A 23,225-nucleotide genomic window follows, 5' to 3' on the forward strand; every position below is an offset into this window, starting at 1 on the left:
CGGGAGGTTCTCCGGTCAATGCCGGAGAGATCCCGCGGATGACCTATCCTATTTTAACGTCCTCACCGGATAGGAGATTGTTCACCTCCGAGTTTTGCGCGTCATCCATGATTTTCTGGAGGGTGATGCTGTCGAAAAAGCTGTTTATCTTTTCGCTGGCTTCTTTCCATACATTATGGACCAGGCAGGTGTCCATTTTGGTGCAGGGGATGGCATCGTCGCTGCAGCTGGTACAGGGGGTGAGATCCAGTCCTTCGTCCACGGCTTCGAAGATGGCCCTGACGGTAATCTCCCGGGGTTGCTGGTGGAGGATGAATCCACCGCCGGGACCCCGGACGGAGCTGATGACCCCCGCTTTTTTTAGTTTAAAAAAGATTTGCTCCAGAAACTCAGGAGAGATTTCCTCTTCTGCGGCAATGGATTTGATTGCTTTTGGTTTGGTGGTGTCAGAAAGGGCGAGGTTCGTCATTGCGCGGAGCGCATACCGTCCCTTGGTAGTAATTCTCATAGGTACAGTTCCTTATCTTGATTCTAATAGTAATGTATCCCGAAACCCCATAAATGGCAATCCATAGCCTTCCCGGACAGGCCAGGGGTAGTAATAGAGGTGTTGAGATAGATCCGGTTGGCGGTGAAGGGCGTAATATTCCCTTCGAGGCAGGGTTCGGGGGGGGCTTTGCATCCCTTGGTACCGGGAGCCGGGGATCCTGATGGACCCCGGGTTCCTCGATTGTCGTTTTATTGGTATGGAGGGACCTGCAAATCGGGTGCTGCACGTCCCTCGGGGTGTGGTTCTAGCTGTTTACACGCTCAACGTAGTCGCCCGTTTCGGTGTTGACCATGATTTTTTCGCCCTCTTTGATGAAGATGGGGCATTTTACCTGAAGGCCCGTCTCGCAGGTGACCAACTTGGTAGCACCGGTAACGGTATCACCCTTAATAGCCTCGGGAGCCTCAGTGACCACAAATACCATTTTCATGGGTAGGATGATGTCGATGGCATTCGCCTCCCAGAATACGATTTTGTAGCTGTCGCCTTCTCTGAGATAGGGTGTTTTATCCTCCATGCCCTGGACCGGTACCTCAAACTGGTCGTAGGTATCGTTGTCCATGAAGTGGAGCACCTCGCCGTCGGCATACATGTACTGGGCGTTTTTTTCGTGAACATCCGCTTCCTCGACGTTGTCGTTGGATTTTACGGTTTCTTTGAGAACCGAGCCGTCCTTCAGGTTCTTGAGTTTGAGCCGGGAGAAGGCCGCACCCTTTCCGGGGTTAACAAATTCCCGCTCTACTACCAGGTAGGGTGCACCCTTCATAATGAGGCACATTCCCTTGCTTATCTGACCGCCTTTTATCATTGTCGTATCTTCCTTCTTAGAATTCGTGTGTGGTTGTTCATCCCGCCGACTGCCGCAGCTGCTGTGGGGCTTGATCTGTGATGGGATTCTGACAGTCTATCCTATTCAGCCGGGGGATGTCCAGCTGCGGGGATTTTCGGGGTATTAGTCCCGATCCAGGCTGCTGTGGAGGGGAAAGAGGGTCACCTGGGCAATGTGGTCCAACCCCAGGGCGAGCATAACCAGGCGGTCAATCCCCAGAGCACCCCCGGAACACCGGGGCAGGGATCCGGCTACGGAAACAAACTCCGGGTCGCCCTGAACGGGGCTGCCCTGACGGCGTAGCTGGGCAAGCTCCCGTTCCATGAACAGCCTGGTTACCCCGGGATCGCTTTCTTCGGTATAAACGTTGGCAACCTCCAACCCTCCCGCATAGAGCTCCCAGCGTTCAGCCCAGGGAGTACCAGGTTTGCGTTTTGCGGTACTGGGTACCAGGTAGGGATAGTCCAGGAGAACCAGCGGCCGGTCCTGGGGAAGCTCCGGTTCGATGTGGGTTAAAAAGATCCGCTGGAAGATGTCATCCCACGACTCATCGGGTTGAACACCCATATCCAGGCTGCTCGCCATGGCAGCCAACCCCGTCCGAGCCTGGTCGGGGTGATCAGGATCGGCGGCAGATGCCAGATCCCGGCCGAGGATCTGTGTGAAGGCGTCTTCCATGGTGAGGATATGGAAATCCCGGTGTAATCCCCCGGGGCCGGGCCAGGCCGAGGCGGAATCAAAACTACCGCCAGAGGGGGTTGGGGGCTCAGGGGCATGGAAATCACCCTGAATACCCAAGGGGAGGCTGGCAAAGAGTTCCTGGGTCAGGGCGATGGAATCACGGTAGTCTTTTTGGACGCTGTAGTATTCCAGCATGGTGAATTCCAGGGAATGGGCCCGGGTTAAGACCTCCTGGTTTCGGAAGCACGGAGAGATGGAAAAGAGATTTCCCCAATCCCGGGAGAGGAGCTGTTTGAGGTAGTATTCCGGGCTGGGCAGCAGGTACAGGGGCTGGGCCTCCCGGTCATCGGCACCGGGGATGCGGTAGGCGGTAGAGAATAGGGGAATGGTTGCCTCGGGGATGACCCTGGGGCTGAGGATGGGCGGGGTAATTTCGAGGTAGTCCCGGCTGGTGAAAAAATCGCGGACCGCCTGGATGATCCGGGTCCGGGCGCGGTAGGTTTCGGGGCTCATGTTCATGCCATGAGTATAGCGGTTAGCCGGCTTGTGGGCTACAATGCGGGGTATGAGTATACAATTTTATAACCGTCGGGGTACGGGATCAATTAAGTGGGATAGGATCGGTGAGGATGTGCTGCCCCTGTGGGTTGCGGATATGGATGTGGCCAGCCCGGAGGTGATAACTGAGGCGATCAGCCGCCGGTTGCAGCATCCGGTTTTTGGTTACACCGACCCGGATGATGAGTTTTTCCGGAGCTTTGCGGAGTGGACCGCCCGCCGCCAGGGTTGGCGGCCCGAGCGGAAATGGCAGCTCTATGCCCCGGGGATGATGCCCGCCGTCCGGGCCCTGGTGGCCGGGTTTGCTGAACCGAGTCAGGGGGTGATCGTTCAATCCCCGGTATACCATCCCTTTTTCACCGCGGTGACCGGCCAGGGGCGTAAGCTCTTGGAGAATCCCCTGGTACGCCGGGAGGATGGAGGGTACGAGATGAATCTCCGGGAACTTGAGCAGTTGGCGGCTCTGCCCGATGCCCGGGTACTCCTGCTCTGCTCCCCCCATAACCCCGTAGGCAGGGTTTGGACCGTCGGCGAGCTGGAGGCCATGATGAATATCGTGGTGGAGCATAATCTGGTGGTGGTGGCTGACGAAATTCACGGGGACCTTATATTGCCGGGGAACCGGTTTGAATCCCTGGGTCGGTTTTTGACCCGGGAACCCTGGGCTGACCGGGCTGAAGACTCGGTGGTGGTGCTCCAGTCTCCGGGAAAGACCTTCAATATACCGGGGCTGCCGAGCTGCCAGGCTGTGGCTGCCGGTGAAGGTCTCAGGCGGGGGGTGCGCCGGTCCTTCGAAGCGGCGGGGTTTGATATTTCTAATATTCTGAGCCTGGAGGCCTCCAAGGCGGGGTACCGGGGTGGCGATGCCTGGTTGGATGAGGTGATGGATCATGTGGCGGTAAACCGGGGGCTGCTTGCCCGGGGAGTGTCCCGCCTGGCGGCCCTGGTAGGAGCCGGTAATAGTCCGGGAGCCCTCCCGGAATCCGGGGACGCCCCGGGGCATGGGGTGACGGAAGCTGGGGGATCCTGGCTCAGCCCGGCCCAGGGAACCTATCTGGCCTGGTGGGATGCATCGCCCCTCTGCCGGTTTTTTAAGCTCGATGCGGAGCAGTTGAACCGCAGGATACGGGATGAGGCTGGGGTGTTTTTCAGCAGCGGACCCCAGTTCGGCGCCGGGGGGGAAGGGTTTCTCCGGGTTAATCTCGGGTGCTCCCGGGAGATGCTGAGGGAGGCTTTGGAACGTCTGGAGGCCTGGCTGACCAAGGTAGTGGCAGCGGAGCCAGGGGTCAGGTGAGGCAGCGCCGGACGAGGGTGTAGAAGGGGCATTCGAATCACCCTTCGGTCTTGATCCATCGGATGTAATCGCCACCGGGACTACCGGGGGCGTTCGAATCACCCTCCCCGAAGCAGATCAGAACATGCAGACCCTAGGGCATGGGTGGTTCGGGGACCTGCTGAATTTGGTACTTGGGCATCTGGAAGGTGATGCCGGCCTGGGACAGCCGCTGGGTGAGCATGGTGAGGACGCTGTTCCGGGTAACCACGTAGTCGGTTTTGCTGAACCAGACCCCGAAGAGCACCTCGATGCCCGATGGACCGAAGCCGGTAAAGAGGATGAGGGGCGCCGGTTCGTTCAGGCAGTAGATGTTCTGGGCATTTATATCCTCCAGAATGCTGGTGACAAGGTCGGTATCGGCATCGAAGGCCAGGGTAAATTTGAAGTCCTGGCGGCGGATGGGAAACCGCGTAATGTTGGTAACCTCGGCGTTGAGTATTTTTTCGCTGGGGATTCGAATGTACTGGTTATCGAAGGTGCGAATCTTGACCGAGAGCAGGTCGATGGACTGGACGATGCCGGTTTTATCCCCGACCTTGATGATATCCCCTACCACGAAGGGCTTTTCCGAGATCAGGAAGACGCCGCTGACCATATTCGAGAGGCTCGCCTGACTTGCAAAGCTCAGGGCAACCCCCAGGATTCCCGCAGCTCCCAAGAGGGGGGTGGCGTCGATTCCAAGGCTGGTAAGGGCGAAGAAAAATATGAGCAGCATCAGGGTGTATCGGACAAGTTTGTCGATGAGCATGCGGAGCTGGTCTGAGAGAGGCTTGAGCAGGTAGCGGCGGAGGATGAATCCCACAAATCGGGTAAGGATGTAGCCCCCTACCAGGATGAGTATGCCCTGGACCAGTTGGAGCAGGGTTTCGGTGGTGAGTAGGGTTTCAAAATTAACCGAGGATAGGAGGTTCTGCATAGCTTCTATTGTGCATCAATTCGAGGAAAAAGTCTGCGGAAAAAGCTGCGGAAAGGGTCTGCCGGCGGGGATGGGGGCTCCCCGGGAATCCGGCGGGGGTGAGGCGTAGTTCCCCGGGGCTCCGGCCGGGGTTTGGTTCCAGGCGTTGACGGGGCTTGGTCCCTCCCTCGGGGGCTCCCCGGGGCTCCGGCGGGGGTGAGGGCCGCGGTTTGGTTCCGGGCCATTTCTTCGATGCTACCCACCAGGTTAGCAGAAGGCCGGGTTCGGAACTTGGCCGTTTATGCCTGAGGAGGCGCCGGGCTCGGCCGCTCCTCCCTCGTTCTTCGGGCCTGGAATTATAGACCCGTGATTTCTTTGAATCGGTCGAAGGTTTTTCGGATGGCGCCCTTGTTTGCAGGAACCCTGGCTGTCCGCAATCTGGTTGTTTTTCCCTGGGATTCTCTGGCCGGGGTCTTTTTTATGTCGATCTGGCTGAGCAGCTCCGCTCCCTTGTAGGTAACAGTAATCTGATTCGTCCAGAGCTGTGTCTCCTCCTGATAGAGTTCCAGGTTTTCCACATGCAGACAGAGACGCTGAAACTGGAGGAGCTCCTTGGAGCTGTTCTTGATGGTCAGGGGACAGATGGCGGTGACCGGGTTTTTCTGGATTTCATCGGGGCTGCGGTGGAAGGGGGTGTCCAGGGCGTAGCATAGTTCACCCCCGGTGGTGTTCCCGAACCAGGTGTTGGAGAGCAGGGTCAGGGGGATCTCCTGGAAGATGGTCTGTTCCTTGGATTTCAGGGTGACAAGGTTGGCCCAAACGGGTATTGCGAGAAAAAACTGTGCCCACCGGCCGGGCAGCAGGGTGGAGGACATGCTGGGGCGTATGACCAGGGGACGGTCCGGGAGAGCCGGCAGCAGACCTAATTCATCCTGTTGGAGGGTTACGAAGCGGCTCCAGCCGTTGACCTCCGGGGGATCCACAGGGATTGCCGCTTCCAGGGGTAGGTTATCGGTGGTGTGGTGGGTTGCTACGGGCAGGGCGTAGTCCTGGGCGTGCTGGGTGAGGACGAACCACTCGTCTGTGACGCGGCGTATCCAGAGTTCGCATTGGGGAAAGGACCAGTAGAGGCATGTGGTGTCATCAGTCCGGATGGGGCCCCATAAATCGGTGTTCTTCATGGCAGGAATGGTACATTCTTTTATGATTTTGGTTAAGCAGGGCCACGACCCCCCCTCGGTGGTAAAGGGGTTGTGAACTATTCATCACATATCCGCCCGGGTGTACCGTTTTTGCAACAAGTCGGTAATACCGAAGAGAATCCACCCCAAGACTGAAAGGCCCAGAATTCCTGCGTACATATCCAAATAGTCGATTCTCATCCAGGCATCCATGGTGAAGAAGCCCAGGCCATGGCGGGTGAAAAAGGTCTCGGCAAAAAACAGTACAGCCAGGGCTGTGCCGATGCCGATGCGCAGGGCGGTAAAGAAGGCGGGCAGGATGGCCGGGATCAGCAGGAGGGTGACTTTTTTAAGCCCGCGGCCGCCCATGGTGGTAAAGGTTTCTATCAGCTCCCGGGGAATGCCTTTTGCAGCATCCCGGATGGCCAGTACAATCTGGAAGAACAGCACCAGGGCAACGATGAGGACCCGGGAGAGTTCGCCGATGCCGAAGAGCAGGAACAGAACAGGTAATAGGGCGATTTTGGGAACCGGGAACAGAATGTAGAATCCCGGGGTCATGAGGGTGTCGGCCAGGGGTTTTCGTCCGCTGAGAATGCCAAGAGGCAGGGCAAATAGACTCGCGATACCTACCCCGGCGAGGGTCCTTCCCAGGGTGGCCAGGCTGTGGATGATGAGCCGTCCCTGACTGGTAAGAAGCACAGCCCGAGCGAAGACGGCTTCCGGGGGCGGCAGGGCGCTACTGACGATTCCCAGGGATACCAGCTTCCAGAGCAGGATCATGATACCCAGGGAGATCGTCCGGTGGAGCACGGTTTTTATGCTTCCGGGCATTGCAGTTCCTCCAAGCGGGTTCGAATGGTCCTGCATCGGTGAAAGTACCCGGGGCTGGTACGCCCCTCCAGGGCAGAGGACCGGGGAGGTCTGGAGACAACCTGCGGGGTGGTTTTTTGGGGCGGGTCTACCGGTTCCCTAAGGATTTCCAGTCCCCGGGGGGTCAGTATCCCGATTTGGGTTCCCATTATGGCCGCTTCTTCAATGCTGTGGGTGACCAGGATACAGCCAAGATTCCGGGATTGGATAAGGGAGGCGAGGAGGTCTTGCAGGGATTCCCGGGTCATGGCATCCAGGGCGGAGAAGGGTTCGTCCAACAGCAGCAGTTTGGCCTGCCCTGCCAAGGCCCTGGCCAAGGCGGCCCGTTGCAGCTGTCCCCCGCTGAGCTGGGATGTGCGCCGGGTCGTGAAATCACCCAGATCAACACTATCCAAGGCCTGCCGGGCTGCGGCGATCCTGGGTTGTTTCTGTATGCCCTGGAGGGTAAGGGGCAGGGCTACGTTTTCCTCCAGGGAGAACCAGGGGAACAGGCTTGTGTGCTGGGGGATGAAGCTCATCTGGTGGGGTTTGTAGCTGCGGACAACCCTGCCTGAGGATGGCTGGTGAAGATCGGCAAGGGTCCGCAGAAGGGTGCTTTTCCCGCAACCCGAAATACCCAGTACGACAAGGCAGTCCCCGGGGTGTACAGATAGATTCACCCCACGAAATACCTCCGGGGCATCCCGATAGCCGGCGGAGAGGTTCTCTGCTTGCACCATTGCCGGGACAACTGCCATGGGGGTTAGTCTTCCTGTACAAACCGGGTGTCGATCACCTGGCTGTAGACCGGCGGATCGGTGAGTAAACCCTTACTCTGCATCCAATCCAATACGGACTGATAGGTCTCCGGGCTGGGAGGCAGGGCCTGGGTGAAATCCGGAAGCTGGATGGATTCCCTGGTGGGGGCTGGAAATCCGAGACCTTGGATAATGATGTCGGTGTAAGCCTGGGGATTTTCAGTTAGGGCTTGGACGGCACGGTTATAGGCCCGATAAAAGGCATGAATTTCTGCAGGCTTTTCCTGGATGGCCCGTTGGGTGAACAGGAGAACCCCCGGGGTTTGGTCTAGAACCGTTGTTTCCGTGATGATATGACCTCCCGCTGCGGTAACGATCCGGGTCAGGGGTTCGGGAAGGCAGGCGGCCTGGAGTTTTCCGGCCAGAAGCATCTCGATGCGCAGGGGCATTTGCAGGACGGACACCAGATTGATGGTTTGGGTATTACCGCCGGATTGGCTGAGCATGGCCTCGGTTACGTAGTAAATAATAGACTGTTCCAGGAGCCCGGTATCGATGGGCCCGGGGTGGGCGTTCCATTCCTCCAAGGTTGTAATATCCGAGGCCGGGCTGGTAACCAGGGCGAAGCGGCCCTGGGTTGTGGAGGTCACCGAGAGAGGGAACCCCTGCTGGACTGCACTGATGGCATTGATCAGGTCCGATACCGAGCCGTCGATGGTCTCGGTTTGTAACGCCGTTTCCCGGTACATCTGGTTGGTAAACAACTCCAGGGTGACCCTAAGGCCCTCTTCTTGGAAATACCCCAGATGTTGAGCCACAAGGAGCGGGATTGAATTGACCGCCGGCATGAGGCCCAGGGTAAGGCTCTTTAGTGCTGGTGCCTGTTGCTCCTCCCCTGGCGGCGACCCGGCCTCCCGGGCCGAACCGCCAACCAAAGGCAAGGGAAGCGCCAGCAAAAACCCCAAGAGCAGTCCCGCTGCCCTTCCGATACCGGAGGAAATGCCCCCAGCCGCCCCAGGCGCCGGGGGTACCCGGGATGGGGAACCCGCACAGGAGCCCTTGAGCCGCTCTACATCAGGAGCCGGGCTGAACCGGGGAACACGTAAATCATGTATGAATTTCGATAAATTATTACCCATACCCCTATGGTATCATAGCTTAGACAAAAAGAGCCAGACTTAAGGCCATGACCGCCATACCACCCACCAGGCCGTAGATCGCAATATGGTGCTCGCCATATTTTTCTGCAGTGGGAAGCAACTCGTCCAAGGAAATGAACACCATAATGCCCGCCACGCCCGCAAAGAGCAGCCCGAAAACCAGGTCGTTCATAAAGGGAAGGAGCACAAAATACCCCAAGGCTGCACCTATCGGCTCTGCCAGACCGGAGAGGAAGGACAGACCGAAGGCCTTCCTTCTACTCTTGGTAGCATAGTAAATCGGGACGGAAACCGCGATACCCTCGGGAATATTGTGGATGGCAATGGCTACGGCAATCCCGATGCCCAGGGCGGGATCCTCCAATGCCCCGATAAAGGTGGCAAGGCCCTCGGGAAAGTTATGGATGGCGATGGCCAGGGCGGAAAATACGCCCATCCTCAGCAGGGCCGCGTGGCTGTGGGGATGGGGCTGTCCCTGAGGCTCAGCCTCCCCCATTTGACGGGGTTCGTGGGGATTTTCGAAACTGGGTACCAGCTTATCGATGATAGCGATGAGGGCGATTCCCCCGAAAAAGGCCAGGGTGGTATACCAATACCCGGTTTTCGGTCCCACGACCTCAGCTAGGGAGGTGTACGCCTTGGCGAATATCTCCACCAGGGAGACATAAATCATAACCCCGGCTGAAAAACCCAACGCTCCCGCCAGGAACCGTGGGTTGGTTTGTTTTGTAAAAAACGCCAGGGTGCTGCCGATGCCGGTGGCTAATCCGGCAAATAGGGTAAGCCCGAAGGCAAATAGAATATTCGTTGTAGTTATCATACCAAAAATATATTTTGAGTACTCAAAAAAATCAAGACGATGAATGCACATTCCTACTAAAATATTTCTTACCCCGTCACCCTACCTTTCTGCTCCAGCCTGTAATGGCGAGGAGCTAACGGGGTGACTAGTGCGCAAAGGGTTGTACCATTGCCCCAGCGGAGTTTCCCCTGGAACCGGCTGAAAGCTAGTACCGCTACCCCTGGTGTGGTTTACAGCCTTTTGCGCACTAGGTATTTCTTCCCACCCGGCCCCTATTTGCCCGGTCCAGCCCCCTGTTTCTGGATGATGTATACCGCAGCGGCGGAGAGGCTGCCCCCCAATAGGGTAAATATCCCGGGCTGTTCCCCCAGGAGAATCCAACTGAGTAGCAGGGCCGAAAGGGGCACCAGAAAGGTAAAGCTCGAACCCCTGCCGCTGCCCAGGGCGTGGGCGGCAAAGAAGTACATTCCCGTGGCGAATACCCCGGCCGGAAGGGCCAGGTACAGTTCGTTCAGCCAGAAATTCGGCTGGAACATGACCGGATCGCCCAGCCAGGTGAATCCCCGGGTGGCAAGCAGCAGAACCAGTAGAATCCCCGAGGATAGGCTGTACACCCGGGCCGTGTAGGTAAACACCCCGGAACCCCGCTGAGCCCGGTGGCTGCATAGGGTAAGCCCGGCCCAGAGCAGGCCCGCCCCCAAAAAGAGAAGGGTGTAGACCGTCAGTCCCCGATCGCCGCCCAGTAGATCCGGGAGGGTCTGCAATGCCCCGCCTGCAATTCCCAGGGCGAGGCCGAGCCATTGCAAGACCTTGGGTTTGTGGGCCTCGAAGAGACTGGCCAGGAGGAAGGCAAAAAGCGGGTTGATGGTGGTAACAATGACCCCGGCCTTCCCCGAGGCTCCGTATTGGAGCCCGCCGAAAAACACCAGGTTGTACAGGGTCAAGAGAACTGCAGCCAAAACGGTCCAGCACCAGGTGTGCCTGTTGCTCTGGGTTGTTTTGTTTGTTTCGGGTGATTTTGCTGCCCGGTGCTCCAGGCCCTTCCCGGGATTCACCGGGGGCGTAGTCTCGGCTCCTCCACCAGCCCTGATAGCCCAGGATCCCAGGCGGCGGTCCAGGCGGATAAGGGGCAGGGCCGCCACACTGATCAGGGCGAAGCGCCAGAAGGTTAAGAGCACCGGATCTGCAGTCACCGAAAGCAGCTTGGCACTGACCCAGCTTCCCCCCCAAAAGAACATGGCAAGAAACATAACGATAAACAGCATATTCACTCCAGGACCGCTACTGTACTCTAAAAAACCCATTGCAGGGTAGTCCCCCGAGGGCTACAATCCAGGAAGGGGTAGGATTGTGAGTACTGATTATGAGATTTCCGTACAACCCCGGGATGATTGGATGCAGGTGTTTCTCAGTATCCGGGTCCGGGGCCCGCTGACAGAGACGATACCCGAGGAAGAGATCTATACCCGGCTGACCACCCTGGGGGTAACCCAGGGTATCGACATTCCCGCCATCCGGCGGAGCATAGAGGCAGCCTCCCGTCACGGGATGTCCCAGAAACGGGTACCCATCGCCCATGGGGTACCACCCAAGGCCCAGTGCCCAGGGTACTATATCTTCGCACCCAAACTCCGCGCCCTGGATCCCATTTTTCGCCAGGACCGGGATTGCGGTCCCGATGAAAAACCGGACCGCCTACCCGACAATGCTGAGGGTGCCGAGGTCAGCCCCTCCCCCGGCCCGGACTCCGGCGGGGTTTCAGATCCTCAACGCGGCCTTCGGTCTGCACCGGAGTCCCAGTCGACTTCCGGAACCTTTGCGGGAGAGTCCCCCGTTGGGGACTCCGGCGGGGTTTCCGACTCTCAAGCAGCTCATCCGTCCAAACCGGAGTCCCCGTCTTCCGGCGGCCCTGTCGGGCATTCGGCTTCCGGGACCGGGAAAAGCACACCTGAAAAATCCACACCCGGAAAAGGGCCGGATTATTCGGAACCCGTGAGCATCCACAACCGGGTGGACTACCGGGAGATCCAAAGTTACCTTGTGGTGTCCCGGGGAGAAATTCTGGCCATCTGGAAACAACCGACCCCGGGAGAGCCGGGCTACGACGTACGGGGCCGTCAGGTTACCCTTCCGAATCAGACCATTACTACCCTTGAACCCGGGGAGGGCACGAGGGTAGAAGGGGGCCGGGTCTATGCCGAGGTAACAGGGAAACTGAGCTGGAATGCGAAATCCTTTTTTGTGGAGACCACCATCCGGATTAAGGGAAATATCGACTACCGGGTCGGCAATATCCGTTTTCCCGGAAACCTGATCCTGGAAGGGGAGGTTCGGGACCGCTTCAAGGTTTGGATCGGAGGAACCCTGGACTGCCTCCACGGACTGGATGTGCACCAGATTATGACCGGGGGAGCGGTGACGGTGAAGGAGGGCATCATCGGCCACGGTCGGGGTTTATTGCGTACCAAATCACGGGTTTCTGCCCGGCATGTGGAAAACTGTACCATCGAAGCCCTGGGCGATGTCGTCCTGGAGAAGGCTTGTTACAACAGCCGGGTGTATACCCGGGGCTCGGTGATCCTACCCAAGGGCAGGATAGTGGGCGGCCAGGTGAAAACCCGGGATACGATTTCCGCCGGGGTCGTCGGGAATGTGGCCGAGAGCGTTACGGAGCTGGTGTTAGGCATCGACTTCGTGGTTGAACGAATGGTGGATCACTACAACACCCGGCAGCAAGCCATTCGATCTGCCCGGCGGGAACTTGCCCGGGAAGCCCGGGTGGGCCGTATCCGGGAACAGCGGGCGGAAAAACGCTTTGCCCAGCTCATGGAGGAAGAGGAATACAATAATGAACAGTTGATTCGGTTATTACCCCTCCTGGATGTCAACGATACGGCGGCCCTGGAGGTTCACGATACCATCTATCCAGGGGTACGGTTACGAATCTGCTCCCTGCAATTTACCCCCACAAAGCCCCTGAAGGCGGTACGGTTTTTCATCGACAAGGAAAACGGGATAATTTCCTATGAAAAATTGGCGCGTTCATAGCCGGGCCCTGGGGGCGGGGATTTGTTTGGGGGTGATTTTGGGCGCCCTGCTTACCCTTTGGACGGTAACCCGCATTCAAGACCAACGGCACATCGACCAGCAGCGGATGGTGGAAGCCCGGTTATCCTCCCTCCAGGTGGAACTGGACCAGTACCTATCCCGGCTCTCCCTTGCCGTTGAGGGTCTGGCCGATTTCGCCGCTCACCAGCAAAACAGACTATCCCGGGAGAATTTTGAGGTAGCAGCCCGGGTTCTCCACGCCGGCCTTCCGGTTCTCCGAAATCTTTACCTTGCCCCCGCAGGAGTGATCACCCATGTGTATCCCCACCAGGGAAACGAGACGGTTTTGGGTCTGAATCTCTTTGCCGATCCTCGGTCGGCAGTGAGAGAGGAGGTGTTCATGGCCCAGTATTCCTCGGGGATTACGGTTTCCGGCCCCCTGGAACTCTTTCAGGGTGGGCAGGGACTGGTGTTTCGGCGGGCTGTCCGGGATGCCCAGGGGGATTTCTGGGGGTTTGCCGGTCTGGTGGTGGATGTGGATTCTATGGCCGGGATGCCGGGCCTCCAGACCGATCCAGCAATAGAGCTGGGGGTTAAAAACGAGATGGGGACACTGCTCTGGGGTTCCGAGGGGGCCTTCGATGAGCATGCCCTCCTCCGGGATGTCCGGCTGCCCGACGGCGAGGGATGGTCCGTGGCAGCCGTCTACCGCCCGGAACAGGCGATGTCGTCCCCGGGGTTTCCAGCGGCCCGGGGTGCGGGTGTTTTTTTCGCGGCATTGGCGCTGGTTGCCGCCGGGGTGACTGGTACCGCCGGTTTATACCGGAGAGCAGTCATGAGGGCCGGGGCGGCAGGCCCTGGGCTGCTGGTGGATAACCGTGGCTGCGTTCTTGGTCCCCTGCCTCGGGAATGGACAGGCACGGATGCGAATCACCCCCTGATTTCCCTATTTCCCCCCGGCTCAGTCCTGGGCGAGCCTTTCGGACCGGGTGAGGGACCGGGTACGGGGGGGTCAGAGGACACCGGGGGGCAGATCACCGCGCAGGTTGGCCCTGAGGAACGTATCTTGGGAATGACCAGGAGGAAGATCCCCTTCAGCTCCCTAGGGGCGGTAATCCTGGAAGATATCAGTGTCCGGGTCGGAGCGGAAAAAGAGCTGGCTCGGTTGAGGGACCTTTTTACTGACCTCTGGTCTCAGGATGCTTTGGGTCTAGTGTGGATTTCCCGAGACGGCATAATTCGGAGCATAAATCCCTGCGCTTCCTACTGGCTGGGACTGCTCCAGGAGGGAAGGGTGGTTCAGCCCGGAATGGTTATGCCCCTGGATCTGCCCGAAACCGGCGGCTCTCGGGACGTTGTTCTGCCCGGAGGCGAGCCCATGAGGATGAGGACCCTGGGTTCCGAGGATGGTCGGCATCTGTTGGTTGTGCTCCAGGGCGCTGCCCGAGAAGTCAGGACGGCCGGCGAACTCCAGTCGCTCCGGAGGGAGGTGCAGGGGTTGTTCGACCGCACTAGCGCTGTGGTACTCCGGATTGATCCGGGGGGTAAGCGGGTGTTGGAAGCTAATCCAGCTGCTGCAGCCTACTACGGCTACAGCGAGGAGCAGTTTCGGGGAATGGCCTTCTCCAAGCTGGGTATGCAGGGTGTCCCGGATTTAATCCGAGAGGATGGGGCAGCCGGGGAAGCGCCGGGGGCCGGGACTAGAGGGGCAGCCGGGTCGCCCGGTGAGGATGGGTCGGTAGAATCAGCGGAGAGGGGCAGCGGATTTGGTACCGTACGGGAGCTTCATGTGGATGCATTCGGCGAGCCCAGAGCGGTAGAGGTCAGTTACAGCCGATCTGTCGCCGGAGAAGAGGGTGAAACCGGCTTCGCGGTGATCCATGATCTCAGGTCGCTGACCCAAGCTCAGGAGCGCATTAGCGAGGTTTTGAAGGATAAGAAGACCCTGCTCCGGGAATTGTACCACCGTACCAAGAATAATATGCAGGTCATTGCCTCCATGATTTCCTTGAAACGGTTTACCCTGGATGACCCTGCCATGGACGGGCTGTTGGCTGAGCTAGAGGGAAAGATTCACTCCATGGCTCTGGTTCACCAAAAACTCTACCAATCGAAAAGCCTGTCCCGGCTTAGTCTGGGAGAGTACCTGGAGGATGTGGCCCAGTTAGTCATTGCCACCCTGGCGGGATCGGGCATACGTCTTGAGGCGGACTGCGGGGACGTCGAGGTGCTCATCGATATTGCCACCCCCCTGGGATTGGTGTTGAATGAACTTATCACCAACTCAATAAAGTATGCATTTCCCAAGGGCGGTCCGGGGGTTATCAGTTTGGAGGTCGCCCGGGAGGACGAGGGGCGGTGCCGGATAGAGGTGGCAGATTCCGGATGGGGTATGCCCGGAGGATTTTCCTTGGCTACCCACGGGGGCATCGGACTCCAGACCGTGGGTAAAATCGTTGAGGGTCAGCTGAGGGGTACCCTGGAACTCCGGGAGAACAACCCCGGTGTCCGATGGGTGATGACCTTCTACAATACCCTCTACACGGAACGGGTATACCCTCAATGAATTGGTTCGGGCTGGTCAGGGTTGATTATCCAGCCGTCGAATCACCACCGGTACAAGCACAAACAGCAGTATCAGACACACCGCCGAGGGAATAAAGGCGCGTTGAATTCCCCCTTCACCAAGACTACCCATGAGGGGAAGTACCAAGCTGGTGATGGCCCCCAGGGAGGCGTAGGTTCCGCCGTTGAAGAGGCCTTTTTTCTCATCGGGAAGATGGTTGTTAATGAACTTTTGCATAGCGGGGAAGATTGGACCCAGAGCAAGCCCGATAACCAGGAAGGTCCAAACCCCGGCTCCGAGGATCCATCCTATCAGAGCCAAGAATGCAATGCCTACACAGGCAAGCACCAGGGTTTTTGTGCCGAAGCGCCGGGCAAGAGGGTCGGTGATAAACCGCGAAAGGGTGAACACCACCCAGAATCCGCTGAGGACCAGACTCGCCTGGGCCGGGGTGGTACTGTAGGTTCCGATGTGCTGGTTTCCCGCGTAGGTTACGATTCCAATCTCCGCGGCTGCATAGGTACCCATTACCGCGATTCCCATGATCAATAGGGGGCCGAGCAGGGTTTTTACCATGGACCCCATGGAGCCGTTTTGGTATTTCCGGTTTTCCAACCCGGGAAAGAGCAGAAAAACCAAAAAGCTTACGAACATAAGTATGAGGTACACCAGGAAGATCAGATGGAAGTCCAACCCGCGGTTCTGTACGAACCCGGTTATCAAGGGCGCGACGATACCGCCGATCCCGAAGAAGGCGTGGTAGAGACCGAAGTCGCGGTAGCGTTCCGGCAGATGGCTGTAGAGGGTGGTCAGACTGGTGAAGGCTGAACCGATGGCAAAGCCGTAGGCGATGTATGCCAGGGTCAGGACCGCAAAGCTCGGGCTCAAAAAGGCAAGCAGGCTGGCGAGGACACCCAGGATTCCCGCCCCCAGAATCATCCGCTTGATTCCCAATTTACCGATGAAAAACCCTACGGCCAGGTTTGTGAACGCCAGGGAAACGGTGTAGATGGTAGGCAGGGCGCTGCTGGCGAAGATGCTTAATCCCAGTTCCTCCTGGATGGTGGGAAGCAGGGGTTGGATGGTATTCGCCGCCAGGGCGAAGATGAACTGGGCTCCCAGAACCAGAAACTGGACGGCCCTGAAATTCGTCGGTGATGGGGATTGTGCTTTGTTGGACATACCGGAAAGAGTGGTGGAAAAGCTCCGGTTGGTCAAGCGGACGATCTATCTTCCCCGGGGTCGGATAGGGGCTTCAGGGGTTCGGGTGTTCCTGATTTCCCTGATGAATGAGCTGCTCCAGGGTCAGTCCGATCCGGCACAGCTGTTCATCCTGGCCGGGGCGTACCAACAGGCTTACCCCGATGGGGAGGTGTTCCGGGGTCCGTCGGCGGTCCAGGGGCAGGGTGGCGCTGGGCCAGCCGCTTATGGCGGCGAGGCTGGAGGTTCCCCCGGAGTATCCCTGGGGTTTGCCGGGACGGCGTATCCATGCGGGTCCGTTGCTGGGCATGAGCAGCAGATCCAGATTGTTGGATTCGAAGAGGGGAACCAAGCAGTCCTGGAGCATGATGTGGTTCAACCGGTCCCGGCTCTGACGGTAGGCGTGGCTTCTTTTGCCCGGCGTCCCGAGGGCCTGTTCAAACAAATCCTGGCCGAAGTAGGGCATGACCTGTTCTCGGTGGATCTCGTTGTAGCCGATGAGTCCTTCCAGGGATTGAATGGGGCTGGTGCTGCGCCGGGTGGTGAGGTACTCGGTAATCTCGTCCCGGAACTCATGGAGCAGAATCGCCATTTCTAGTTCACCTGCCTCCCGGAGGGAGATTCTATCCTCGGGATCGCAGAGCTCATCGGGGACCCGTACAGCCCCTGCCTGGACCAGACTGACTGCAAGTTCCTCCAGGAGCAGAAGAATCGGTGCATAGGGTTTCTGAAGGAACACCTCGCCCCCCGTCCATACACCGAAGCGTAGACCGGCGGGATTGGCTGCCTGAGGGGTTATGAGTCGTTCAACAATAGCCTGTGCGGCGGGGTCCGGGGGAAGCAGGGCTGCCAGCAGCCGGGCAGCGCCGCCCATGGTTGCCGCCATGGGTCCCGGGGTGTCTTGGCTTGAGGCAATGGGGATGATCCCGGTGCAGTCCAATAGTCCCTTACTCGGCTTTATGCCGACGATACCGGCGTGGGCTGCGGGACTGATGATGGAGCCGTCGGTCTCGGTGCCCAAGGCATACTCGGCATATCCCCTGGCGATGGCTACCGCGCTGCCGGAGCTTGAGCCGCTGGGCGACCGGGCGGGATCAAAGGCATTGAGGGTTTGACGTCCCTTACTGCTCCATCCGCTTAATGATCGGCTGGAGCGGAAGTTGGCCCATTCGCTGAGGTTGGTTTTGCCGAGTACCAGGCCGCCGGAGGCCCGGAGATTTTTGATGATAGGGGCGTCGGAATCCACCCTGACCCCCGAAAGAGCCAAGGATCCAGCGGTTGTACCTAACCCCTGGGTGTCGATGTTGTCCTTCACCAGCACTGGGGCTCCGGCGAGGATGCTTTCCCTGATGTCCCGAGGGCTGGTGTTAAAGGGAGACCGGTTCCATTCGGACTCAAGCTCTGCCAGACGGATGACGGCGTTACACCCTGTTTCGTCCTCCTGGAGGATACGCTCCAGCCTGCTGTCGAATTCCCGGGCAATCGGAAGGGGTACCATGGGGCTATGGTATGACGATTTCTTGGGCTCTGTCCATGAAAAGTGGTTGCGGTCTACTCCCTGGGGTTATACAATTTTATATAAATGGAAAAGATTGAAGTAAGTCCCGGTGTATACCTGGTTACCATACCCAAGGCGGGGCGGTCGGTTCTCTGCGGCTGCCCCCCGGATGTCACAAAACACCTCATGAAGCGTGGGTTGATCCACCGAAAACCCTGGGATGGAGGCCTCTTTGAGTCCGGCCCGGATGCTATCCTGCTTTCGGATCTGCCCCTCCAGGGCGGGGTGTTCACCAACATGGCGGAGTTCCCGATTCTGCAGATGTTCTACCGCCAGGGGATGATTATTCCCGGCCATCCGGGGAACACGGGGCGTAAACCCCTCATCCTGGGTCTGAGCCAGCAGCTTCGTAGTCTGCGGGATTATTTGTTCCGGGGTACCTACGGACTGGGAACCCTGGAGGAGATCCAAGCCTGCGGGGTGGACGACCAGTTGGCCCGGGAACTGCTGCGGATTAAGCTGGCCTTTTCCTTTGAAAAGATCCGGAAATACGATGAGTTATTGGAAATGGTCAGCCTCGACGGCGGCCAGGTGGAGCTTGCTCCCGGGGTAACCGCCCAGCGCCTGGGAATGAACCGCTTCCGGTTTACCGAGGATGATCAGGAGCTGGAGGTAGATCTGAATCTGCCTGCTGGGCAGACCTATCCGGCCCCGGTAACCCTGGGGTTTCACCGGATTCAACGGCATTATTTCTCGGTTATCCACGTGGGGGAGGGGGACGGATGGGATCCCCACCGGCCGTGCATGTCCAGCATTGTGATGTTCCAGGGGAAGATTTATCTCATCGATACCGGGCCTAACATTCTGGATAGTCTCACAGCCCTGGGCATCAGCGTGAATGAAATCCACGGTATCTTTCAGACCCACGCCCATGACGACCATTTCGCCGGGCTCACCAGTCTCGTTCGCACAGACCACCGTATCGCCTACTTTGCCACCCCCATGGTCCGGTCCACTATCATGAAAAAACTGGCCGCCATCATGGGATTGCCGGAGAAACGGTTCCAGCGGACCTTTGAGTTCCACGACCTCAAGGAGGGGCAGTGGAATAATATCGACGGCCTGGAGGTTAAACCCATCCTTTCCATCCACCCCGTGGAGACCACGGTGCTCAAGTTCCGCAGTATGTGGGAGGGCGGTTACAAGACCTACGCCCACCTGGCGGACATCGCCTCCTGGGATGTCATGAAGAGGATGCTCCTGGATCATCCGAAGGCTGACGAATTTTCCCGTCAACTCTATGAGCGGATAGCCGGTCAGCTATTAAAACCTGCGGATATCAAAAAAATCGACATCGGAGGCGGGCTTATCCACGGAGATGCCCGGGATTTCTCCGGAGATCGATCCAAGAAAATCATCCTCGCCCACATGGACCGGGACCTGACCACCCAGGAAAAGGAAATCGGTGCAAATGTCAGTTTCGGCCAGGAAGATGTGCTCATTCCGGCCCACAGCGATTACGTCCGGGTTCAGGCCGGGGCCTATCTCCGATCCTACTTCCCCCAGGCGGCCCGCTACGACCTGCATATGCTGTTGAACTGCCCCCTGGTGAGTTTCAATTCCGGGGTGCTCATCCAGCGCTCGGGTGTCCAGGCAAAAAACGTGTATCTGATTGTTAACGGCGTAGCCGAGGTCGTACAGAGTTCCAGGGAACTGGACCATATGCTATCCGCCGGCACCCTAATTGGCGAGTTGGAGGCCCTGGGGGGCGAGGCTCCTGCCCAGACCTACCGGGCAAGGAGTTATGTGAACGCCCTAGCCATACCAACGGAACTCTACCGGCTCTTCATCCAGCGGAACGCCGACCTCCGCAGTGTTACCGCATCCTGTGAGGCCATGCTCTTTCTCCAGACCACCTGGCTCTTCGGCGAAATGGTCTCCAGCCCGGTCATGCACCGGGTGGTTCAGGCCATGGAAACCCGGCTATACCCCCCAGGAGACCGGATTAAAAACTTCGATGAATCCAGCCTCTTCCTGGTAAAGTCCGGCAGGGGAAGGGTTCTCATGGATGACCGGGAGATCGAGGTATTGGGGCCCGGGGACTTTTTCGGGGAAGAAAGCATATTCTTCGGTAAAACCGGCAGCCTCTTCTCCCTGGTTCTGGATGAGGATTCTCAGCTCTTCGTCATAAAGGGCTCAGCCCTCCGGGACATCCCGATTATCGAATGGAAGATTGTTGAAACCTACGAGCGGCGGCTCCGTGCCTTCGGCGAGTCGGTATCCCGGATACATTCCTAACTACCCAGCGTTTCCGACGGGGTTTAGGGTGATTTCAAGGCAAGGTACACCGTCAGGGTCAGGCCCAGATAGGCAAGGTTGTAGAAAAAGTCCTCCAGGGGAATGCTTCCCACCCGGATTCCGAGCATTGCCCGGGAATTATAGCGGATGGTGGGCAGGCTGGTGTAGATTCCGTTGACCAGGGAGAAGGCCAGAAACGAGAAGAGGAAGAACAGCCAGAAGCTTGATGAGGCAAAGAGCCCGGGAACAAGAATCAAGGAAACCAGGGCAAACAAGGCTACCGACGACATGGCCAGCAGGGTGTATCCCCGACGACGGAATAGGAAGGCCAGGGCCAAAAAGGGCGGGATTGCCAGGGCCTGGGTCCACCAGAGCTCCGGCCGGAGGGTTCCCATGCCGAAATAGGCCTCTACCACCTCAAAAATGAAGAGGGTTGCGTAGGGAACACAGAGAAAAAACAGCCACTCCCCCGGGGGAAGGTCGAGCAGCCGTCGTGTTCCCACAAATTCATCGTTGAACTGCCAATGTCCTGCCCGGGTTACCAGCATATCCCAGATGATATACAGGGCGCCGATGATTCCCGTGGCTCCCAAGACCGGGAGCAGGTACTGAATGAAGTTCACCTTCTGATCAAAGCTCAAAGCCAGGGGGCCGGCAATCACTACCAGGGCGATAAGGGTGTAGCTGTGTTTCTTCACTGGGACTCCTTTCTCGAATCCGTTCAGCCGAGGGCGTTTCTGACGGTCTGCATGGTGGTATTAAACCGCAGCTTCCCTGAATATACCCACTAACCCCGGGGGCGGGCAATGAAATCCCCCAAGACCCCGTCTCATGGAGCGGATCTCCGGAGGCCCTTGAACCCCGGGATACATTCTACCATAATCCCCCCATGGTAGATCATACATCCCTTCCCGGGCTGCGGCTCGGCATAATCGGAGGCGGGCAGCTGGGCCGGATGATGGCCCAGGAGGCGCGCCGCATGGGTATTCATACCACCTGCCTGGATCCTCAGGAGCATCCCCCGGCGGAGGGAGTGGCGGATATCTGTATCCGGGGTGACCTGCAGAGCCCGGAGGCGATCCGGGAACTCGCAGGCCGGGTGGACGTTCTCACCTTTGAAATTGAACATATTCACACCCCGGTGCTCCATGAAATCCGGAGCAGGGGCATTCCGGTGTTCCCCCAGCCCGATACCCTGGAAACCATCCAGGATAAACTGGTCCAGAAGCAGTGTTTCCTTCAGGCCGGTCTGCCGGTACCCCGGTTCAGTGCCTGGGATAGCCCCGGGGAGGGTCTGCCCCGGGGGTTTGGATATCCGGCGGTGCAGAAACTCCGCCGGGGGGGCTACGACGGCCGGGGAGTCCAGGTGCTCACCGGGCCCCGGGGGGAGATTCTGGAGGGGCCTTCCATGGTGGAAGAGTGCATATCCTTCGAGATGGAGCTCGCCGTACTTCTGGCCCGGGGCCGGGATGGTGAGATCCGAACCTGGCCGGTCATAGAGATGGTTTTCGATCCCCATACCCAGATCTGTAATTCCGTATGTGCCCCGGCCCGGATCTCCCAGGAGGTTGCCGAACGGGCTCTGGATGTTGGCACCCGGGCTGTGGAGGCCCTGGAGGGGGTGGGGGTGTTCGCCGTGGAGCTGTTTTTAACTCCCCAGGGGGAGGTGTTGATAAACGAGGTGGCGCCCCGCCCCCATAATTCCGGTCACTGGACCATTGAAGGAAGCCTTACCAGCCAGTTCGACCAGCACATCCGGGCGGTCTGCGGACTGCCCCTGGGCAGCACGGACCTGACCAAACCCTCGGTGATGGTGAACCTTCTGGGGGCGGCAGGCGCATCGGGAAGCCCGGTTATCCGGGGATACGATCAGGCCCTGGCCCTACCGGGGCTTAATTTCCACTGGTATGAGAAGGACCGGGTCAGTTCCCAGCGAAAAATGGGCCATGTTACCATCCTGGCTGATCGCCTGGACGAGGCGCTGGAGCTGTCCCGCCGGGCGGAGCAGATTCTGCGGGTTGAAGGAATATAGAAGGAATATGGAAGGAATATAAGGGAGGATGAGACGATGGTCGGAATAATTATGGGAAGCGATTCTGATTTACCGGTGATGGCAAAGGCGGCTGAGGTGCTTGAAGCCCTGGATGTTCGGTGCAGCACGACCATTGTATCTGCCCACCGCACACCCCGGAGGATGTTTGAATACGCCCAAAACGCCAGAAAGCAGGGCCTCAAGGTGATCATCGCCGGTGCAGGCGGGGCCGCCCATCTGCCGGGTATGGTTGCCGCCCTGACGGATTTGCCGGTCATTGGCGTGCCAGTACGGTCCAGCAATCTCCAGGGATTGGACTCCCTGCTTTCCATTGTTCAAATGCCCGGAGGCGTTCCTGTGGCAACCATGGCTATTAACGGTGCTAAAAACGCGGGGCTACTGGCTGCCCGGATGATCGCAGCCTGGGATGAAGAGCTGGCCCGGCGCTTAGCGGGGTTTCAGGAGGCAATGGAGCAGGAGGTGGGGGATAAAATTACCTCGTTGGAATCTCTGGGGTGGCAGGAGTACCTTCGGGGTATGAAGTAGCCGGCTGGGGGGATGCTGCCGAGGAAAAGAGGGCGACCAGGCGGTCAATCCGCCGGCGGAGTTCCTCCAGGGAGAAGTACCTGGCTTCCCGGATATGCTCCCGACCCTGGACGCTGACCAGAACCGCGGGAATGGTGAACACCGAAAGCTGGGCCGCAAGTTCCCGGTCCTGGTGGGCGTTGATCTCCAGGGCTGTGATATCCGGGAAATCGGCGAGAATCTCCCGGATCTTGGGTTTTACCGATGAACAAACCCCGCAGTTGGTTCCGGTAATATAGGTGAGGACCAGGGGGTTTTGATCCAGGAGGTCTTGGTATTCTTCCAGGGTGTGGACGGGTTTCATGGGGATTAAAATATAGTAAAATGCATATATAGTCAATGAGGCGTGAATACCCCGGGTGGGGGAGGAAACGGCATTGGAATCACCCTAGGACC

Annotated in this window: 20 protein-coding genes; 6 read left to right on the top strand and 14 right to left on the bottom strand. The window is 58.4% G+C overall.

Annotation, left to right across the window (positions count from 1 at the left end; translation table 11 throughout):
- Positions 1-43: 43 nt before the first annotated feature.
- The 3 genes from DC28_RS10355 to DC28_RS10365 form a co-directional block, all read right to left on the bottom strand.
- A complete protein-coding gene (locus tag DC28_RS10355) occupies positions 44-508 on the bottom strand; it encodes an RrF2 family transcriptional regulator (RefSeq protein WP_037548146.1) in 465 nt (154 codons plus the stop codon).
- A 286-nt stretch (positions 509-794) separates the two neighbouring features.
- Positions 795-1,358 (bottom strand): elongation factor P, encoded by a 564-nt coding sequence (gene efp / locus DC28_RS10360; RefSeq protein ID WP_037548148.1) that lies wholly within the window; start codon positions 1,356-1,358, stop codon positions 795-797.
- Positions 1,359-1,502: 144 nt separating this feature from the next.
- Positions 1,503-2,579: an amino acid--tRNA ligase-related protein gene (locus DC28_RS10365; protein ID WP_081942128.1), complete on the bottom strand. Its 1,077-nt coding sequence runs from the start codon at positions 2,577-2,579 to the stop codon at positions 1,503-1,505.
- A 46-nt stretch (positions 2,580-2,625) separates the two neighbouring features.
- Here DC28_RS10365 and DC28_RS10370 point away from each other — a divergent pair, with 46 nt between their 5' ends.
- On the top strand, positions 2,626-3,912 hold the full coding sequence (locus DC28_RS10370) for a MalY/PatB family protein (RefSeq protein WP_162180223.1): 1,287 nt from the start codon (positions 2,626-2,628) through the stop codon (positions 3,910-3,912).
- Positions 3,913-4,045: 133 nt separating this feature from the next.
- Here DC28_RS10370 and DC28_RS10375 read toward each other — a convergent pair whose 3' ends face one another.
- The 7 genes from DC28_RS10375 to DC28_RS10405 form a co-directional block, all read right to left on the bottom strand.
- Positions 4,046-4,870 carry a mechanosensitive ion channel family protein gene (locus DC28_RS10375; RefSeq protein ID WP_037548151.1) on the bottom strand — a complete coding sequence of 275 codons (825 nt, stop codon included), beginning with the start codon at positions 4,868-4,870 and terminating at the stop codon, positions 4,046-4,048.
- Positions 4,871-5,205: 335 nt separating this feature from the next.
- A complete protein-coding gene (locus DC28_RS10380) occupies positions 5,206-6,030 on the bottom strand; it encodes a DUF432 domain-containing protein (protein ID WP_037548153.1) in 825 nt (274 codons plus the stop codon).
- Between the two features lie 84 nt (positions 6,031-6,114).
- The gene (locus DC28_RS10385) at positions 6,115-6,864 is read right to left on the bottom strand and encodes an ABC transporter permease (RefSeq protein ID WP_052078756.1); all 750 of its coding nucleotides are present in this window, start codon (positions 6,862-6,864) and stop codon (positions 6,115-6,117) included.
- Positions 6,849-7,640: an ABC transporter ATP-binding protein gene (locus DC28_RS10390; RefSeq protein ID WP_052078757.1), complete on the bottom strand. Its 792-nt coding sequence runs from the start codon at positions 7,638-7,640 to the stop codon at positions 6,849-6,851. Before DC28_RS10390 ends, DC28_RS10385 begins: the two co-directional genes overlap by 16 nt.
- Positions 7,641-7,645: 5 nt before the next feature.
- Positions 7,646-8,779 carry an ABC transporter substrate-binding protein gene (locus tag DC28_RS10395; protein ID WP_037548155.1) on the bottom strand — a complete coding sequence of 378 codons (1,134 nt, stop codon included), beginning with the start codon at positions 8,777-8,779 and terminating at the stop codon, positions 7,646-7,648.
- A gap of 19 nt (positions 8,780-8,798) precedes the next feature.
- Positions 8,799-9,620: a zinc transporter ZupT gene (gene zupT, locus DC28_RS10400; protein ID WP_037548438.1), complete on the bottom strand. Its 822-nt coding sequence runs from the start codon at positions 9,618-9,620 to the stop codon at positions 8,799-8,801.
- Between the two features lie 254 nt (positions 9,621-9,874).
- Positions 9,875-10,867 carry a DMT family transporter gene (locus DC28_RS10405; RefSeq protein WP_037548157.1) on the bottom strand — a complete coding sequence of 331 codons (993 nt, stop codon included), beginning with the start codon at positions 10,865-10,867 and terminating at the stop codon, positions 9,875-9,877.
- Between the two features lie 85 nt (positions 10,868-10,952).
- On the opposite strand from DC28_RS10405, the gene DC28_RS10410 reads away from it, so the two are divergent.
- Together DC28_RS10410 and DC28_RS10415 are read left to right on the top strand one after the other, a co-directional pair.
- A complete protein-coding gene (locus tag DC28_RS10410) occupies positions 10,953-12,650 on the top strand; it encodes a DUF342 domain-containing protein (RefSeq protein WP_037548158.1) in 1,698 nt (565 codons plus the stop codon).
- A complete protein-coding gene (locus tag DC28_RS10415) occupies positions 12,628-15,216 on the top strand; it encodes a histidine kinase dimerization/phosphoacceptor domain -containing protein (RefSeq protein ID WP_037548160.1) in 2,589 nt (862 codons plus the stop codon). The genes DC28_RS10410 and DC28_RS10415 overlap by 23 nt, the downstream gene beginning before the upstream one ends.
- A 15-nt stretch (positions 15,217-15,231) precedes the next feature.
- Here the strand turns inward: DC28_RS10415 and DC28_RS10420 are convergent, their stop codons facing one another.
- Positions 15,232-16,398 (bottom strand): MFS transporter, encoded by a 1,167-nt coding sequence (locus DC28_RS10420; protein ID WP_037548161.1) that lies wholly within the window; start codon positions 16,396-16,398, stop codon positions 15,232-15,234.
- A gap of 73 nt (positions 16,399-16,471) precedes the next feature.
- The gene (locus tag DC28_RS10425; protein ID WP_052078758.1) at positions 16,472-17,914 is read right to left on the bottom strand and encodes an amidase family protein; all 1,443 of its coding nucleotides are present in this window, start codon (positions 17,912-17,914) and stop codon (positions 16,472-16,474) included.
- 84 nt (positions 17,915-17,998) lie between these two features.
- Between DC28_RS10425 and DC28_RS10430 the strand changes: the two genes are divergently transcribed.
- Complete coding sequence (locus DC28_RS10430; RefSeq protein ID WP_037548163.1) at positions 17,999-20,212, top strand: cyclic nucleotide-binding domain-containing protein; 2,214 nt, start codon at positions 17,999-18,001, stop codon at positions 20,210-20,212.
- 23 nt (positions 20,213-20,235) lie between these two features.
- On the opposite strand, the gene DC28_RS10435 is transcribed toward DC28_RS10430, so the two are convergent.
- Entirely contained in the window at positions 20,236-20,910 is a 675-nt protein-coding gene (locus DC28_RS10435) for a lycopene cyclase domain-containing protein (RefSeq protein WP_037548166.1), read from the bottom strand.
- Positions 20,911-21,101: 191 nt separating this feature from the next.
- Between DC28_RS10435 and DC28_RS10440 the strand changes: the two genes are divergently transcribed.
- A complete protein-coding gene (locus DC28_RS10440; protein ID WP_052078759.1) occupies positions 21,102-22,244 on the top strand; it encodes a 5-(carboxyamino)imidazole ribonucleotide synthase in 1,143 nt (380 codons plus the stop codon).
- Positions 22,245-22,280: 36 nt separating this feature from the next.
- Positions 22,281-22,790, top strand: a complete 510-nt coding sequence (gene purE / locus DC28_RS10445; RefSeq protein WP_037548167.1) for a 5-(carboxyamino)imidazole ribonucleotide mutase — start codon at positions 22,281-22,283, stop codon at positions 22,788-22,790.
- On the opposite strand, the gene DC28_RS10450 is transcribed toward purE, so the two are convergent.
- Positions 22,738-23,133 carry a thioredoxin family protein gene (locus tag DC28_RS10450; RefSeq protein ID WP_156104656.1) on the bottom strand — a complete coding sequence of 132 codons (396 nt, stop codon included), beginning with the start codon at positions 23,131-23,133 and terminating at the stop codon, positions 22,738-22,740. The genes purE and DC28_RS10450 overlap by 53 nt on opposite strands.
- Between the last annotated feature and the right edge of the window lie 92 nt (positions 23,134-23,225).

Origin of the sequence: Spirochaeta lutea (genome assembly GCF_000758165.1) — a bacterium.
Classification (GTDB): domain Bacteria; phylum Spirochaetota; class Spirochaetia; order DSM-27196; family Salinispiraceae; genus Spirochaeta_D; species Spirochaeta_D lutea.